Below are 14642 nucleotides of genomic sequence, written 5' to 3'. Positions count from 1 at the left end.
CCTCATCCTAAATCGGTTGGGCCGGAAGCGAGCCACGGGATTCTCCGCGATGGACTTCGGAAGGGAGAGTACAGGGCGGCTTTTAAAGCGGATTTAAAGAGCGTGTTCAGGCGTTTACTTAAAATTTTCCGCTCTTTTGCGGTGGCCGTCTTCTGGGCCGGCGGCGAGGCGCGCCCCTCCTTCCTAATGGAGAAGGGTGAAACCGAAGTGCGATTGCGGGGGCGGCGAACGGATGCCGCATTGCGCGGATCGACAAATCCGGTCACTGTTGGACCGGTTGTCCTCCATGCATCGAGTGTCCAGAGTGAGCGAAGAGCAAAAGCAGCAGGTTACGGCGGTCGTCAAATGGTACAAGGCCGACAAGGGCTTCGGCTTCGTCCGCTTCGCCGACGGAAGCGGTGAGGCGTTTCTGCATTCCCGGGTTCTCGCCTCGCTGGGCGAGGTGTCGCTGACCGAAGGCACCGGTCTCGTCTGCGACATCGCCGAAACCCCGAAGGGGCCGCAGGTCGTGGCCATCCATTCCATCACCCCCGCCGACCCGGCGGAGGCCAAGCCGGCCCGCGCACCGAAGCAGCGCCGGCAGCGCCAGCCCGAGGCCGGCGATCCCCAGGCCGCCCGCCCCGCCCCGGCCGCCATCCGCGAACCCAAGCCGCGGCGCGCCGAGCGGGCGGCCCCGGCCCTGATGCCGGTGCCCTCCGGTGAGATGATCTACGGCACCGTGCGCTGGTACAATCTGGACAGCCAGTCCGGCCTGATCGACCCGTGGGACGACGAGACGGGCATCGGCGTCTACTTCGACCGCGCGATCCTGCGCCAGTCCGGGCTGGAAGTGGTGGCCGACGGCGAGGATGTGCGTTTCGTCGCCGTGCCGGGCGACGGCGGTCCGACCGCGCTGCGCGTCGAACTGGTGTGAGCCAACGGGATCCGGGCGCTGTCGGGTTTTCACCCGGCGGCGCCTGGTTCAGACCGGGATCCCGGCTGACGCCGTCAGCGGGGGGTGAAGGACCGCGAGGGACGGCGTTCCACGACCACCGGCGGGCGCTGGTCCATGCCGCCCGAGGGGCGGGATGGGTAATGGCCGCGGGATTCGGAGGATTCGATCCGCCCGGCGGCCTCGCGCACCTCGAAGATGCGGCGTTCGACCGGCAGGCTTTCCGCCAGGACGATGACGGTGTTGAGCGAGATCCGGTCGATCGCCGGCTCCAGCCGGTCGGCGCGCAGCCGGCCCGCCTGCACATGCTCCTCCACCTCGGCTTCCGAGCACTTCAGCCAGGCCGCCGCCTCGGCGATGGAGAGTGACTGGTCGCGCATCGAAGTAGCTCCAAGACTGGGGTGGTGGACAGGAAACCGGGTTACAAATAGGGGTGTACCCGATTTCCGCGCCGAACAACAGGGTGGCGAAAGGGCGTTCCGCCACAAGGCACCCGGAATACGCCCCTTTTCACTCCTTCGTGACGGTCCGGCAGCGCTGCTGGAGCAGGGCGACGGCCTGTGCGGCCTCGTCGCCCTGCAGCGTGAAGGCCCGCTCGTCGAGCAGCCGCCCGTCGGCGTTGAAGGCGCGGACGAACAGGCCGTGCGCGGTGCTGGTCACCGCGGCGTCGACCACGGCGTCCGCCGTCTCGTCGCTCGCCACGTCGATGAAGGAGGCGAGTTCCGCCAGTTCGCCGCCGTCCGTCCAATCCGCCTCGGCGATCAGGTCGAGCAGGTCGTTGAGCCCGCCGGCCGGCTCGCAGCGCTGGACGCGCGGGTCGGCGCCCTGGATGGCCGCCGTGAAGCGGGCCAGCGCCTCGCGGATGCGGGTCTCCTCCGCGGGGTCGAGTTCGGGTTCGCCGTCCTCGCCGATGCGGGCCAGACCGAGGAAATCGGGAACGGCGTCCTCGCCGGCGGCCTCGACGGCTTCCGCCTCCTCCTCGATCAGCCCGACGACGCCGACCAGACGGGTGCCGGCGTCCGCCGGATCGGCCAGCAGGTCGCCCTCGCGGACGAAGCGCAGCGCCGCGTCGGTCGAGTCCAGCATGCGCAGCAGCAGGGTGCGGCGGTCGGCGGCCTCCAGATAGACCAGCGCTTCCGGCTCCAGCCAGACCGGCAGCAGGCGCGTGTCGGCGGCGGTTTCCAGCAGGCCGGTGGAATCCAGCGCCTCTTCGATGGTTTCCACGGCGGGCGGCTGCGACAGGTCGCCGGACACCTCCACCGCCAGCCAGAAGAGGGTGGCGATCATGTCGTCGCCCTGGGCATCGGTGCGGCGGACGGATTCCGCGATGGTCTCCACCTCGTCGAGGAATTCCGGCTGTTCCTCCTCGCGCAGCTTGTCCAGCGCGGCTTCCAGCACCGCTTGGCGGCCGGCGTCCAGCGTCTCGTCGAGCAGTTCGTCGAAGCGGCGGTCGCTGTTGCGCCAATAGCGGACCAGGCGCTCCGCCGGCGTGCCCGTGAAGGTTCCGGAGGCCGGCTTGCCCGCGCCGTTCCGCCCGTTGCCTGTCTTTGCCATGCTGCCTCTCCTGACTGGTCCGCCGGCGCCATCGGGCGCGGGGGTGACGATACGGGCAGTGACCGTAGTGGCCGAAGGGCGCGCTGGCAAGCCGCCTGTCAAGCCGCCTGTCAAGCCGTTGTCTTGCGCTTTCAGGGCACTCGACAGCGGCGCCCGTCCTGCGGCAGGCTGGGGCCCGCAATCAAAAGCCGGAGGGCAGGACCCGTGACGACGCGCGATGAGACCGAGGTCCTGCTGGCGGAGCTTCGCCAGGGCTTCGGCGTGGCCTCGAACAGTGAGCTTCTGCACCTGCTCGCCGCGCTGGGGCGGGTCGTGCTGGATGAGTCCAGCCGCGACGAGCGTGGGCGCCGCGTGCTGAAGATCATCGGCAAGGGCGGGCGCGAACGCCAGATCGTCATTTCGGAGTAGAAGGGAGGCGCCCTTCCCCACGACGGTGCGCGGGGAAGGGCGTTCTCGTCAGCTCGCGCGGACGCGCTGGAGGAAGCCGGACAGCTCGCGGTTGAGCGCGTTGGCGCCGTCGGCGAGGTCGTGGGCCTTGTCGAGGAGGGTGCGGGCGGCGGTGCCGCTGCGGTCGGCGGCGGCGTTGACGCCGGCGATGGTCTGCGTCACCTCGGTGGTGCCCAGCGCCGCCTGATGGACGTTGCGGGCGATCTCCTTGGTGGCGGCGCTCTGCTGCTCCACCGCCGCGGCGACGGTGGCTCCGATGGCGCCGACGCGGGTAACCACCTGGACGACCGCCTGGATCTCCTGCACGGCCTCGCCGGTGGCGCTCTGGATGCCGGCGGCCTGGGCGGCGATCTCGCCGGTGGCGCGGGCGGTCTGGGCGGCCAGCGCCTTCACCTCATTGGCGACGACGGCGAAGCCCTTGCCGGCCTCGCCGGCGCGGGCGGCCTCGATGGTGGCGTTGAGCGCCAGCAGGTTGGTCTGGCTGGCGATGTCGTTGATGAGGTCGACGACCCGCCCGATGCTCTGCACGGAGTCCGCCAGTCCGCCGATCTGCCCGTTGGCGCGCTCGGCCAGCGTCATCGCCTCACGGACGATGTTGGTGGATTCGGTGATCTGGCGGGTGATCTCCTCGATGGAGCTGGTGAGCTGCTCCGACGCGGCGGCGACCGTCTCCACGTTGGCCGAGGTCTGCTCGGTCGCGGCGGCGACGCTGGTGGCGAGGCGGTTGGTCTCCTCCGCCGTGGCCGACATGCTGCGGGCGCTCTCCTCCATCTCCGTGGATTCCGCCACGAAGCGGCTGACCACGCTGCCGACAGCCCCCTCGAAGCTGCTGGCGATCTCCTCAAGCGAGCGCTTGCGGTCCTCCTCGGCGCGGCGGGCGGACTCGATCTGCTCGGCCTCCAGCCGGCGCTTGGCGAGGGCGTTCTCGCGGAAGACCTCCACCGTGCGGGCCATGGCGGAGATTTCGTCGCGACCGCCGGACGGAACCGTCACGTCGAGGTCGCCGTCGGCGATGCGCTCCATCCCGCTCTGGAGGGTGAGCAGGCGGCGCACCACCATCCGACGCACGAAGACCAGGACGACCAGCGCCGACAGCAGCAGGCTGACCACGCCGACCCCGATCTGCAGGATCGTGCCGTTGGACAGGGCCTTCTCGCTGTCCTCGGCGGCGGTGGTGATCGCGCCCTCCTGCGTGTGCACGAGGTTCACGACCGCCATGGACAGCGTTTCGGACAGGCTGAGGTTGTTGGTCAGCAGGTCCCGCTGCGCCTTCAGGATCTCCAGCTCGGCCAGACGGGTGGGGATCAGCCCCTCCGGCTCGATTGAAAGGGTTTCGATTGCCTTCAGCGGTTCGGCCATCGCCTCGCGCGAGGCTTCGGGCAGCTGCCCGGAGTTGGCGGTCATCGTGGTCACGAGGATGCGCGTCTGCGCCTCGATGATCGACAGCCGGTTTTCGTCGGAACTGGCGGCGGCTTCGGTCAGCAGGCCGCGGACGGTGGTGGCGCCGTCGTCGATGCCGCGGACGATGGCGAGCTGCTCCTCGGTCTGGAGATACTCCTCGCCGGCCTTCAGCCGCTCCTCCGGCGGGCGGGTGTCGTCCCGGAAGGCGGCGCGCTGCATGTCCACGCCGCTGCCGTGGATCGACTTCCAGGGGGCCACGAGCTGGGACAGGCGCCGCGTCGCGATGACCACCTGCTCCAGCAGCTCGGAACGGCGGTCGCTCAGCCCGATCCGCTTGTCCGCCGCCTGGTCGAGCAGCGTGACGTTGGCGAGCAGGGCCTGGGCGGCGCTGCTGGCGGCGGCGGTTTCGGACGGACCGCCGGCGTGGGACGCGGCCTTGGCGCTGTTCTGCTCCAACTCGGTCAGATCGCGCAACTCGCGCTCGAAGTCGTGCCGTTCCATCGCGATGCGCGCCGCGAGATCCGCCTTCTCCTCCTTGCTGGTGACGGAGCGGAAGGCCGGAGCCAGCGCATCGATGCGGCCCGCGTGCTGGGCCGCCCGCAGGGCGCCGAGCGCGGACGGCACGGCCTCCGCGGTGATGACCTGCAGCGTCCGGCCGAAGCCGGCGTATCCGGTCAGCGCCACCCCGATGGCGACGAGCGTGCAGCACATCACGGCGCCGACACCGGTGAACAGGCGCCCCTGAACGCCTCCCAGCCGGCTTGGGCGCACCACCCTATCCTGGGCAATTCCTAACGGTTTGGACATGTCATCTCTTCCCCAACGGCGGTCTTGCTTCTCGTTGGCGCCGCCGCACGCCGTCCGCGGCGGGCCTTATCCCTTTTCTTCCCGTCAGCCGAGCCAGGCCGTGTGGGCCAGAACCTCGTTCGAGCCCCGCCAGACCATGTCGAGCGCAACATAAGTGATGATCGCAAGACCGATCCAACCAATCCAGCGATGTTTGTGCAGAACACGTGCAATTACGTTCGCGGCGGCGCCCATCAACGCCACCGAGAGCAGCAGGCCGAGCACAAGCACGGTCGGATGCTCCTTGGCAGCACCGGCCACCGCCAGCACATTGTCAAGTGACATCGACACATCGGCCACCACGATCTGCCAGACGGCGGCGCCCACGGTCGCGGCCCCTGCGGCGGCGACGGCCGTGCTGTTGGTGATCGAGGCCGTTCCGGGCAGGACGTCGGGGGCGTCCAGCGCCTCCTCCGGCGTGATCTCCTCCGCCCCGCCGGAGCGCAGCTCGCGGAACATCTTCCAGCAGACCCAGAGCAGGAGCACGCCGCCGGCCAGCGTCAGCCCGATGATGGCGAGAAGCTGCGTGGTCATCAGCGCGAAGATGATGCGCAGGACGATGGCGGCGCTGATGCCCCACAGGATGACCCGGCGCCGCTGCTCCGCAGGGACGGCGGCGGCGGCCATGCCAACCACGATAGCGTTGTCGCCGGCCAGAACGAGGTCGATGGCGACCACCTGCCCGAAAGCGACGAGTTGCGGCCAGAGTTCGGCGGTCATCATGATTCGTCTCCATTGCAGCGGGGCGCCCGATGATCGGAGCGCCCCGCGGTATCCTTGCTGTGCGGTTGGGGGCGCCCGGTCAGCGCATGAGAAGGTGGGGGAGCCAGAGGGAGAAGGTCGGGACGTAGGTGACGAGGAGGAGGGTGATGAAGAGGGCGCCGTAGAAGGGTGTGATGGAGCGCATGACCTGTCCGACGGAGACCTCGCCGATGGCGCAGCCGATGAACTGGGTGGTGCCGACCGGCGGGGTGTTGAGGCCGAGCGCGCAGTTGATCAGCATGACGATGCCGAACTGCACCGGGTCCATGCCGTACTGCATGGCGATGGGCAGGAAGATCGGCGTGCAGATCAGGATCGTGCTCGCCATGTCCATGAAGGTGCCGAGCAGGAACAGGATGATGTTGATCAGCAGGAAGATGACCAGCGGGTTGGTCGAGATGCCGGCCATCAGCTCGCCGGTGATCTCGGCCACCTGGTACAGCCCCATGATGTACTGGAACATCGTCGAGACGCCGATCAGCAGCAGGACCACGCCGGTCGTCTTGACCGTCTTGGCGGCCGCCGCCAGGAAGTGGTCCCAGGTCAGCGTGCGGTAGACGAAGGTGGTGAGCAGCAGCGCGTAGATCACCGCGATGGAGGCGGACTCGGTGGCGGTGAAGACGCCCGAGGTGATGCCGGCCAGGATGATCACGACGATGAGCAGGCCGGGTGCCGCGGCGGCGAAGGAGCGGCCCAGGATGGCCCAGCCGGGGAAGGTGCCGGCGGGGTAGCCGCGCTTGACCGCGACGTAGTAGGCCGCCCCCAGGTTGCAGGCCATCAGCAGCAGGGCGGGGACGATGCCCGCGGCGATCAGCGCGCCGATGGAGGCTTTGCCGCCGGCGGCCAGCGCGTAGATGATCATGTTGTGGCTGGTCGGCATCAGCGCGCCGACGAGGGCGGCGTGGGTGGTGACGTTGACGGCGTAGTCGGCGTGGTAGCCCTCGCGCTTCATCATCGGGATCATCACCGCGCCCATGGCCGAGACGTCGGCGACGGGGGAGCCGGCGACGCCGCCGAAGAGCGTGCAGGCGACGACGTTGGACATGCCGAGGCCGCCGCGGATGTGGCCGACCATGTTCTTGGCGGTGGCGACGATCTTGTCGGCGACGCCGCCGTGGAGCATCAGCTCGCCGGAGAAGACGAAGAAGGGGATGGCGAGGAAGGAGAAGACGTTCATGCCGGACATCATCTGCTGGAAGATGACGGCGACGGGGAGGCCCTCGTAGAGGATGGTGCAGAGCGCCGACAGGCCGATGGCGAAGGCGACCGGGATGCCCAGGACGAGGAAGCCGAAGAAGGTGACGGCGAGAATGGTCAGTTCCATGACGGCGCGACCTCCTCGCCGCGGATGATGGCGACGATGTGCTCGATCGAGAAGAGCACGATCAGGACGCCGGAGAGCACGAGCGGGATGTAGCGGACGGCTTCGGAGACGTGCAGGTTGGGGATGAAGTAGGGGGCGACGGAGGTGCCGAGCACCCAGCCGTTGTAGGCCATGCAGGCGCCGAAGACGCCGACGAGGGCGTAGATGACGATCTCGACCTTGCGGCGGATGGCGTCGGGCAGCATGACAAGGAAGGACTCCAGGCCGATGTGGCCGGCGTCGCGGACGCCGACGGCGGCGCCGATGAGGGTGACGTAGAGGACCAGCACGATGGCCAGGCTCTCCGCCCAGGTCGGCGAGTCGTTCAGCACGTAGCGGCCGAAGACCTGATAGAACACCACCCCGACGATGGCCATCAGGCCGACCATCGCCACGCACATCCCCGACCACGCCAGCCGCGCGTTCATCCGCGTCAACAAGCGCGGGGCGGCGAGGGGGCGGACCTCTTCCAATTCAAGTTCGATGCTCATGATGCCGTCCTTCCCGCGGGGGTGCGGCGCCGGCCGGAAATGGCCGGTGCCGCGACCGCGTGCCTTACGTCGTGTCCTGCCTATTTCGTGTCCTGGATGCGCTGGACGAGGCCTTGCAGCTTCGGCGTGTTCGCGAACTTGGCGAACACCGGCTTCATCGCGTCGATGAATTCCTGCTTGTTCTTCACGTCGCTGATCTGGGATCCCGCCTTCTCGACGATGGCGCGGGAGGCCTCCTCACGCTCAGCCCACAGCTTGCGCATGTAGGGGACGGAGTCCTTGGCGGCCTTGCGGATGGCGGCCTGGTCGTCCTTCGACAGGCGGTCCCACGAGACCTTGGAGAAGACCAGCACTTCCGGCGCCATCGCGTGCTCGGTGCGGGTGAAGTACTTGGCCGCCTCGAAGTGGCGCGAGGACTCGTAGGACGGGTAGTTGTTCTCCGCCGCGTCGATGATGCCGGTCTTCAGACCGGTGTAGACCTCGCCCATCGGCATCGGCGTCGGGTTGGCGCCCAGCGCCTCGATCATCGACACGAACAGGTCCGACTGCTGGACGCGGATCTTCATGCCCTTCAGGTCGGCCAGCGACGACACCGGTTTCTTGGAATAGAGCGAGCGCGAACCGCTGTCGTAGAAGGCCAGACCGATCAGCCCCTGGCTTTCCATGGCAGCGAGGATCTCGTCGCCGATCGGGCCGTCCAGAACGGCGTGCATGTGGTCGGTGTCGCGGAAGATGAAGGGCAGGGCGACGACCATCGTCTCCGGCACGACGTTGTTCAGCGGCGCGACGTTGATGCGCATCATGTCGAGCCCGCCGATCTTGATCTGCTCGATGGTGTCGCGCTCGTTGCCGAGCGCCCCGTTCGCGTAGACCTTGACGCCGAGCTTGCCGTTGCTGCGCTCGCTCAGCAGCTTGCCCATGTACTTGACCGCCTCGACGGTCGGGTAGTCGCCGGGGTGGATGTCGGCCGACCGGAAGTCGCGGGCCGACACCGGGGCGGCGAGCAGCGCGCCCGCGGCGCAAGCGGCCAGCAGCGCCATGCCGAGGCGACGGAAAGTGTTCTTCATGGACCGTACTCCTGCCTTAGGAGAATTGCCTGTTGGAGCGGAGGCGGGTCGTCGGCCCGCCGAAAATGGACAAACGAAATGTCCCTGCGTTCGGAAGAGACCCCTGGCTATTCGGCTGTGCGCTTCGAATAACAGCGCTGCGAAAGCGGGGGCAAAAAATAACCCCGAAGGGAATGACGGCGCGAAATCCCGGCGCCATCGGCGCATGCCGACGCGGATAAAGCTGAACGGTTCTTGTCCTTTGTTCCGAAGCACCCGCGGCGTTCTTCCGCGCGGCGTTGTTTTTGTTGTCCGATGAGCGGGCGGCGTCGGTTGTTCACGTCTCTGTCGCGTCCCGCTGGGCTAGTTATATTAATATATCAGATGTCCAGGCAAGCACAAAACAGGGGGCGGGAAGCATGACGCCAAAATGTCGCAAGCCGGGTGGGGATTAAAGCCGCGACGGCGACTGCCGCCCCGCGGCGGTGGGCACGGCGGTGGGCACGTCGGTGAAATAAAGCGGTGCGGCGGCGCGCAAATCGTCGATGGCCAGCCGCAATCCGTCGAGATGGGCGCCGAGGGCCTCGACGCTGGCCTCGCGGTCGTGGGCGGCGATGGCTTCCACGATGGCGTCGTGCTCGGCGATGACCTTCGCCATCTGGCCGGGAACGGGCAGGGTCAGGCGTCGGCAGCGGTCGACCTGCACCTTCACCTGTTCCACCAGCGCCCAGAAGCCGGGAAAACCACCCACCTCGGCCAGCAGGGCATGGAAGCTCTCGTCGGCCTCGTGGAAGCCGTCGCGGTCGCACGCGGCGCAGAGGTCGCGTTGCGCCTCCAGCGCCGCACGCAGCTGCGCGATGTCGCCGGCTGTGGCGCGGGCGGCGGCCATCCGCACGGTGGCCTCCTCCAGCGCCTTGCGGATCACTCCGGCCTCCGGCAGGGCGGCGACCGGGATCAGGGACACATAGGTGCCCGACTGCGGGAAGATGTCGATCAGCCCCTCGTCGGCCAGCCGCAGCACCGCCTCGTGCACGGGGGTGCGGCTGACGCCGTAGGCCGCGGCGATGCGGGCCTCGGCGATGGGCTCGCCGGGTCGTCGGCGCATCCCCAGGATGTCGTTCCGCAGGTCGCGGTAGATGGGAGAGGCGGAGCGCGGCGCGGGCCGGAGCGTTGCAAGCCGGCGCTGCCGCGGCAGGGCGGCGGTGAGGGTGTCCGATGGCATGAGCCACCTCGTCAGACGGGCGGGTCGCTCGGGCATGGGCCGGCGCCCCGGTGAACGTGTGAGAGCTAATATATTAGTGTTTGCGCCCGGTGCTGAGGGGCAAAGTTCGGGACAGGGCGGGCGAAGTGTCGCACGTCCCCGCTTCAGCCCGGCGGCGCGTCTCGCGGATCAGGATCAGCAGGCCGCTGGCGATGACGATGGCGGCCCCGGCCAGCACGTGGGCTCCCGGCCAGTCGCCCCAGAACAGCCAGCCGAACAGGCAGGCCCAGAGGATTCCGGCGTAGTTGAACGGGCTGATGACCGCAGCGGGGGCCAGGGAGTAGGCGCGGGTGGCGAAATACTGGGCGCCGCCGCCGACCAGCCCCATCGCCGCCATCAGCGCGAAGCCCTCCGCCGTCGGCATCGTCCAGACGAAGGGCAGGGCGAAGGCGCTGAGCAGCGTGGAGAAGGCGGTGAAGTAGAAGACGGTGGTGACCGGCGCCTCCGTCCGTCCCAGCTGCCGCATCGCCATCATGGCGAAGGCGTAGGCGACGGCGGCGCTCAGCCCGACCAGCGCGCCCGTGTTCAGCATGCCGCTTCCCGGCTGCACGATGACCAGCACCCCGGCGAAGCCCACCGCCACCGCCCCCCAGCGGTAGGGGCCGACCCGCTCCCCCAGCACCGGCACGGACAGCGCGGTCAGGAACAGCGGGGCGGAGAAGGACAGCGCCACCGCGTCGGCCATCGGCATCAGGTGATAGGACAGGAACAGCAGGACCATCGAGGTCAAGCCGATCGCCGCCCGCCAGAAATGGCCGCCGAGATGCTCCGTCCGCAGGCTGCGCCAGCCGCCGGCGCGGGCCAGCATGGCGGTGGCGGGCAGCAGGGCGAAGGCGTTGCGGAAGAAGGTCACCTCGGCCAGCGGATAATCCGCCGCGAGATGCTTCGCCAGCGCGTTCAGCACCGCGTAGAGGAACACCGCCAGCAGCATCGAGACGATGCCGCTGCGCGCTTGGAGATGGGTAGGAATGGGGTGGGCCATGGGTGCCCCGGGGGTGAAGGAACGGGTTGACCTTGCCCCCACCCCGGCCCTCCCCCGCTTCGCAGGGGAGGGAGGTGATCGCGAAGCGGCGGCAGTCCCCTCCCCTGCGAAGCGGGGGAGGGTTAGGGTGGGGGCAAGAGCCGGCGTCTAATGCGCCGTGCGGCGGCTCGGGCGGCGGTAGATGAACCAGTAGACGGCGCCGACCAGCACCGCTCCGCCGAACCAGTTGCCCAGCGTCACCGCGGCGAGGTTCAGCAGGAACTGCCCGACCGGGATCACCGGCGCGGCGCGGCCCAGGTCGGCCCAGAAGGAGGCGGGGGCGCCCCATTCGATCAGCAGTCCCAGCGGCACGAAATACATGTTGGCGACGCAGTGCTCGAAGCCGGCGGCGACGAAGGCGCTGACCGGAAAGACGATCGCCATGATCTTGTCGGTCACGCTGCGCGCACCGAGCGCCAGCCACACCGCCAGGCAGACCAGCACGTTGCACAGGATGCCCAGGAAGAAGGCCTGCCCGGCGGGCAAACCCGCCTTGGCGGTGGCGAAGTAGAGCGCCGAGGCGCCCACCGCCCCGTGGCCGAAGGCATATTGTCCGGACAGGAAGACCAGCAGCGCCGTGCCGGCGGCGCCGACGAAGTTGCCGAGCCACACCATGGTCCAGACCTGGAGCATCCGCCCGGTCTTCACCCGCCCGCTGGCCCAGGCCATGACCATCAGCGCGTCGCCGGTGAAGAGCTGCGCGCCGCCGACGATGACCAGGATCAGCCCCAGCGAGAAGACCAGCCCGCCGAGCAGCCGGGTCACCCCGTAGGGCAGCATGCCCTCCGCCCCCGACATGGCGACGGTGGCGAATAGACCGCCCAGCGCGATGAAGGCGCCGGCCAGGACGGCCAGGGCGAACAGCGTCGCACCGTCGTAGTTGGCCTTCTTGACGCCCAGATTCTCCGCCGCGAGCGCGATGGCGTCGGGCATCAGCGCGTCGAGAGAGGACGCGGGCGGGGCGGCAGGAGAGGCGCCCGGGGAGGCGTGTGCGGCGGCCTCCGGAAGGGAATGCGTGTCCATGGGATTGCTCCTCGTCTCGTGCGGCGTCTCACACGGCCTTCAGTCCATGCGTCCGGAAGATGCCGCGCACCCGCTCGGTCAGCTCCGGCGGGGGAGGTTCGGTGGTGGCCAGCGCGTAGGGCAGGCCGAGCTGCTTCCACTTGAACTCGCCCATCTTGTGGAAGGGCAGGACGTCCACCCGCTCCACCACCTCCAGGCCGGCGGCGAATTCCGCCAGCCCTTCGATCTCGTCGAGATGGTCGGTCAGGCCGGGGACCAGCACGTAGCGCAGCCAGATCGGCTTGCGCATCGCGGACAGCCGCTCGGCGAATTCCAGGGTCGGGCGCAGCGGCACGCCGGTCACCGCGCGGTAGGTGGCTTCCTTGAACGCCTTGATGTCCAGCAGCACCAGATCGACGTCGGCCAGCAGGTGGTCGTCGGCGTGGCTGCCGAGGAAACCCGAGGTGTCGAGCGCGGTGTGCAGGCCCAGTTCCTTGGCGCCGCGGTAGATGGCCGCGCAGAATTCCGGCTGGACCAGCGGCTCGCCGCCGCTGATGGTCAGGCCGCCATGGGCGCGGTGCAGGAAATCGGCGTAGGTGGCGATGTCGGCCAGCACGTCCGAGGACTGCGCCGGCGACCCGTCGTGCATGTGGCGGGTGTCGGGGTTGTGGCAGTATTGGCAGCGCAGCGGGCATCCGGCCAGGAAGAGGACGTAGCGCAAACCCGGCCCATCGACCGTGCCGCCCGTCTCCACCGAATGGACCCAGCCGCGGACCGATGCGCCCGTCCCGGCGGCGTGTGCGGGGTGGGGGGTAATCGGGCTGAGCATGAGGCACCTCGTGAATGGGCGCCGGTGTCCGCTTCATGCGGCACCGGCGCTGTGTGCCATCCTATGTCACGCCCCGGCGTCGGCCATGACCGGGGTCAATTGATCTGACCGGGCCTCCTGCGCGTTTTGCGTGTAACCGCCGGCCGGAAGGACGGGGCGTTCCACCCAGGCGATGCGCAGGATGTTGGTCGAGCCCGGCATGCCGAAAGGCACGCCCGCGGTGATGACCAGCCGCTGCCCGTCCTCCGCCAGGCCGTGGGCGTAGGCGATGCGGGTCGCCTTGTGCACCATGTCGGAGAAGTTCTGGATGTCCTCGGTCAGCACGCTGTGCACGCCGTAGGCCAGCACCAGACGGCGCGAGGCGGCGACGGTCGCGGTCAGGCAGAGGATCGGCACCTCCGGCCGTTCGCGGGCGGCGCGGAGCGTGGTGGAGCCGCTGGTGGTGTAGGTGACGATGGCCGCCGCGTGGATGGTGTGGGCGACCTGCCGCGCCGCCGCGGTGATGGCGTCGGCCGCCGTCTCCTGCGGGTCGGCGTGCTGGGCGTCCATCATGGTGCGGTAGAGGTCGTCATGCTCCACCCGGCGGGCGATGCGGTCCATCATCGACACCGCCTCCACCGGGTAGGCGCCCGACGCGGTCTCCGCCGACAGCATCACCGCGTCGGCACCGTCGAAGACGGCGGTGGCGACGTCCGACGCCTCGGCGCGAGTGGGGGCGGGGGCGCCGATCATCGATTCCAGCATCTGGGTGGCGACGATCACCGGCTTGCCGGCCTTGCGCGCCTCGCGGATGATCCGCTTCTGGATGCTCGGCACGTCCTCCGGCGGCATTTCCACGCCGAGGTCGCCGCGGGCGACCATCACACCGTCCGACAGCTCGACGATGCGCTCCAGATGCTGGATGGCCAGCGGCTTCTCCAGCTTGGACATCAGGGCGGCGCGCCCGGCGATCAGCTTGCGCGCCTCCGCCACGTCCTCGGGCCGCTGCACGAAGGACAGCGCCACCCAGTCCACCTCCTGGTCCAGCGCGAAGACGAGGTCGGCGCGGTCCTTGGCGGTCAGCGGCGACAGCGGCAGCAGCACGTCGGGCACGTTCACGCCCTTGCGGTCGGACAGCTTCGTGCCGGCCACGACGACAGTGTCGGCGTGGTCCGGGCTGCAAGCGGCGATGCGCAGCCGCACCTTGCCGTCGTCGAGCAGCAGGTCGGTGCCGGGGCGCAGGGCGGCGAAGATCTCCGGATGGGGCATGCCGACGCGGGTCGCGTCGCCCGGCTCGGTCGAGAGGTCGAGGCGGAAGGGCTGGCCCACCGTCAGTTCCACCGAACCGGTGGCGAAGCGGCCGAGCCGCAGCTTCGGCCCCTGGAGGTCGGCCATGATGGCGATGGGCCGCTCCAACTCGCGCTCCAGGGCGCGGATGGCGCGCACGCGGGCGCCGTGGTCGTCGTGGGAACCGTGGCTGAAGTTGAGGCGGAAGACGTCCACGCCCGCCTCGAACAGCGAGCGGATCATATCCGGCGAGGAGGAGGACGGACCCAGCGTGGCGACGATCTTGGTCTGCCGGAAGCGGCGGATCGGGGAAGTGGGGGCGGTCATATCGAAACGGGCTCCGCAAAAGAGGGCGGGGACGGCGGGCGCGGCGCGCGGGCGTTCATCGGTAAGGCCACCGCGCAAGAGCCGGCGTGACGGGT

14 protein-coding genes are annotated in these 14642 nt (G+C 69.2%); 2 read left to right on the top strand and 12 right to left on the bottom strand.

Annotated features, from left to right (window positions below):
- The first annotated feature begins 304 nt into the window (after positions 1-304).
- On the top strand, positions 305-913 hold the full coding sequence (locus tag H0B54_RS26355) for a cold-shock protein (protein ID WP_094306571.1): 609 nt from the start codon (positions 305-307) through the stop codon (positions 911-913).
- 74 nt (positions 914-987) lie between these two features.
- Here H0B54_RS26355 and H0B54_RS26350 read toward each other — a convergent pair whose 3' ends face one another.
- On the bottom strand, positions 988-1311 hold the full coding sequence (locus tag H0B54_RS26350; RefSeq protein WP_094306570.1) for a hypothetical protein: 324 nt from the start codon (positions 1309-1311) through the stop codon (positions 988-990).
- Positions 1312-1441: 130 nt separating this feature from the next.
- Entirely contained in the window at positions 1442-2485 is a 1044-nt protein-coding gene (locus H0B54_RS26345; protein WP_188262791.1) for a hypothetical protein, read from the bottom strand.
- Positions 2486-2689: 204 nt separating this feature from the next.
- Here H0B54_RS26345 and H0B54_RS26340 point away from each other — a divergent pair, with 204 nt between their 5' ends.
- Positions 2690-2893, top strand: a complete 204-nt coding sequence (locus tag H0B54_RS26340) for a hypothetical protein (RefSeq protein ID WP_188262790.1) — start codon at positions 2690-2692, stop codon at positions 2891-2893.
- 48 nt (positions 2894-2941) lie between these two features.
- On the opposite strand, the gene H0B54_RS26335 is transcribed toward H0B54_RS26340, so the two are convergent.
- From H0B54_RS26335 to pyk, 10 genes are all read right to left on the bottom strand, one after another.
- Positions 2942-5140: a methyl-accepting chemotaxis protein gene (locus H0B54_RS26335; RefSeq protein ID WP_188262789.1), complete on the bottom strand. Its 2199-nt coding sequence runs from the start codon at positions 5138-5140 to the stop codon at positions 2942-2944.
- An 84-nt stretch (positions 5141-5224) separates the two neighbouring features.
- The gene (locus H0B54_RS26330; protein ID WP_094306566.1) at positions 5225-5902 is read right to left on the bottom strand and encodes a TerC family protein; all 678 of its coding nucleotides are present in this window, start codon (positions 5900-5902) and stop codon (positions 5225-5227) included.
- A gap of 79 nt (positions 5903-5981) precedes the next feature.
- Positions 5982-7265 carry a TRAP transporter large permease gene (locus tag H0B54_RS26325; protein ID WP_188262788.1) on the bottom strand — a complete coding sequence of 428 codons (1284 nt, stop codon included), beginning with the start codon at positions 7263-7265 and terminating at the stop codon, positions 5982-5984.
- The gene (locus H0B54_RS26320; protein ID WP_188262787.1) at positions 7256-7795 is read right to left on the bottom strand and encodes a TRAP transporter small permease; all 540 of its coding nucleotides are present in this window, start codon (positions 7793-7795) and stop codon (positions 7256-7258) included. The genes H0B54_RS26325 and H0B54_RS26320 overlap by 10 nt, the downstream gene beginning before the upstream one ends.
- Positions 7796-7875: 80 nt before the next feature.
- Positions 7876-8862, bottom strand: coding sequence for a TRAP transporter substrate-binding protein (locus tag H0B54_RS26315; protein WP_188262786.1), 987 nt, complete (start codon positions 8860-8862; stop codon positions 7876-7878).
- A 430-nt stretch (positions 8863-9292) separates the two neighbouring features.
- Positions 9293-10063 (bottom strand): GntR family transcriptional regulator, encoded by a 771-nt coding sequence (locus H0B54_RS26310; protein ID WP_188262785.1) that lies wholly within the window; start codon positions 10061-10063, stop codon positions 9293-9295.
- A gap of 73 nt (positions 10064-10136) precedes the next feature.
- Complete coding sequence (locus H0B54_RS26305; RefSeq protein WP_188262784.1) at positions 10137-11084, bottom strand: DMT family transporter; 948 nt, start codon at positions 11082-11084, stop codon at positions 10137-10139.
- 147 nt (positions 11085-11231) lie between these two features.
- Complete coding sequence (locus H0B54_RS26300) at positions 11232-12146, bottom strand: formate/nitrite transporter family protein (RefSeq protein ID WP_188262783.1); 915 nt, start codon at positions 12144-12146, stop codon at positions 11232-11234.
- Positions 12147-12174: 28 nt separating this feature from the next.
- Entirely contained in the window at positions 12175-12954 is a 780-nt protein-coding gene (gene pflA, locus H0B54_RS26295) for a pyruvate formate-lyase-activating protein (protein WP_188262782.1), read from the bottom strand.
- Between the two features lie 66 nt (positions 12955-13020).
- A complete protein-coding gene (gene pyk, locus H0B54_RS26290) occupies positions 13021-14547 on the bottom strand; it encodes a pyruvate kinase (protein WP_188262781.1) in 1527 nt (508 codons plus the stop codon).
- Between the last annotated feature and the right edge of the window lie 95 nt (positions 14548-14642).

The sequence above is a fragment of the Azospirillum tabaci genome (assembly GCF_014596085.1).
GTDB lineage: Bacteria > Pseudomonadota > Alphaproteobacteria > Azospirillales > Azospirillaceae > Azospirillum > Azospirillum tabaci.
The sequence above is the reverse complement of the archived record's forward strand: the minus strand, read 5'-3'. Positions and strand labels throughout refer to the sequence as shown.

Excerpts from the sequence above, each read along its gene's own strand:
- H0B54_RS26305 (WP_188262784.1), bottom strand. The coding sequence starts at position 11,084 with ATGGCCCACCCCATTCCTACCCATCTCCAAGCGCGCAGCGGCATCGTC.
- H0B54_RS26300 (WP_188262783.1), bottom strand. The coding sequence starts at position 12,146 with ATGGACACGCATTCCCTTCCGGAGGCCGCCGCACACGCCTCCCCGGGC.
- pflA (WP_188262782.1), bottom strand. The coding sequence starts at position 12,954 with ATGCTCAGCCCGATTACCCCCCACCCCGCACACGCCGCCGGGACGGGC.
- H0B54_RS26350 (WP_094306570.1), bottom strand. The coding sequence starts at position 1,311 with ATGCGCGACCAGTCACTCTCCATCGCCGAGGCGGCGGCCTGGCTGAAG.
- H0B54_RS26315 (WP_188262786.1), bottom strand. The coding sequence starts at position 8,862 with ATGAAGAACACTTTCCGTCGCCTCGGCATGGCGCTGCTGGCCGCTTGC.
- H0B54_RS26310 (WP_188262785.1), bottom strand. The coding sequence starts at position 10,063 with ATGCCATCGGACACCCTCACCGCCGCCCTGCCGCGGCAGCGCCGGCTT.
- pyk (WP_188262781.1), bottom strand. The coding sequence starts at position 14,547 with ATGACCGCCCCCACTTCCCCGATCCGCCGCTTCCGGCAGACCAAGATC.
- H0B54_RS26325 (WP_188262788.1), bottom strand. The coding sequence starts at position 7,265 with ATGGAACTGACCATTCTCGCCGTCACCTTCTTCGGCTTCCTCGTCCTG.
- H0B54_RS26320 (WP_188262787.1), bottom strand. The coding sequence starts at position 7,795 with ATGAGCATCGAACTTGAATTGGAAGAGGTCCGCCCCCTCGCCGCCCCG.
- H0B54_RS26335 (WP_188262789.1), bottom strand. The coding sequence starts at position 5,140 with ATGTCCAAACCGTTAGGAATTGCCCAGGATAGGGTGGTGCGCCCAAGC.
- H0B54_RS26345 (WP_188262791.1), bottom strand. The coding sequence starts at position 2,485 with ATGGCAAAGACAGGCAACGGGCGGAACGGCGCGGGCAAGCCGGCCTCC.
- H0B54_RS26330 (WP_094306566.1), bottom strand. The coding sequence starts at position 5,902 with ATGATGACCGCCGAACTCTGGCCGCAACTCGTCGCTTTCGGGCAGGTG.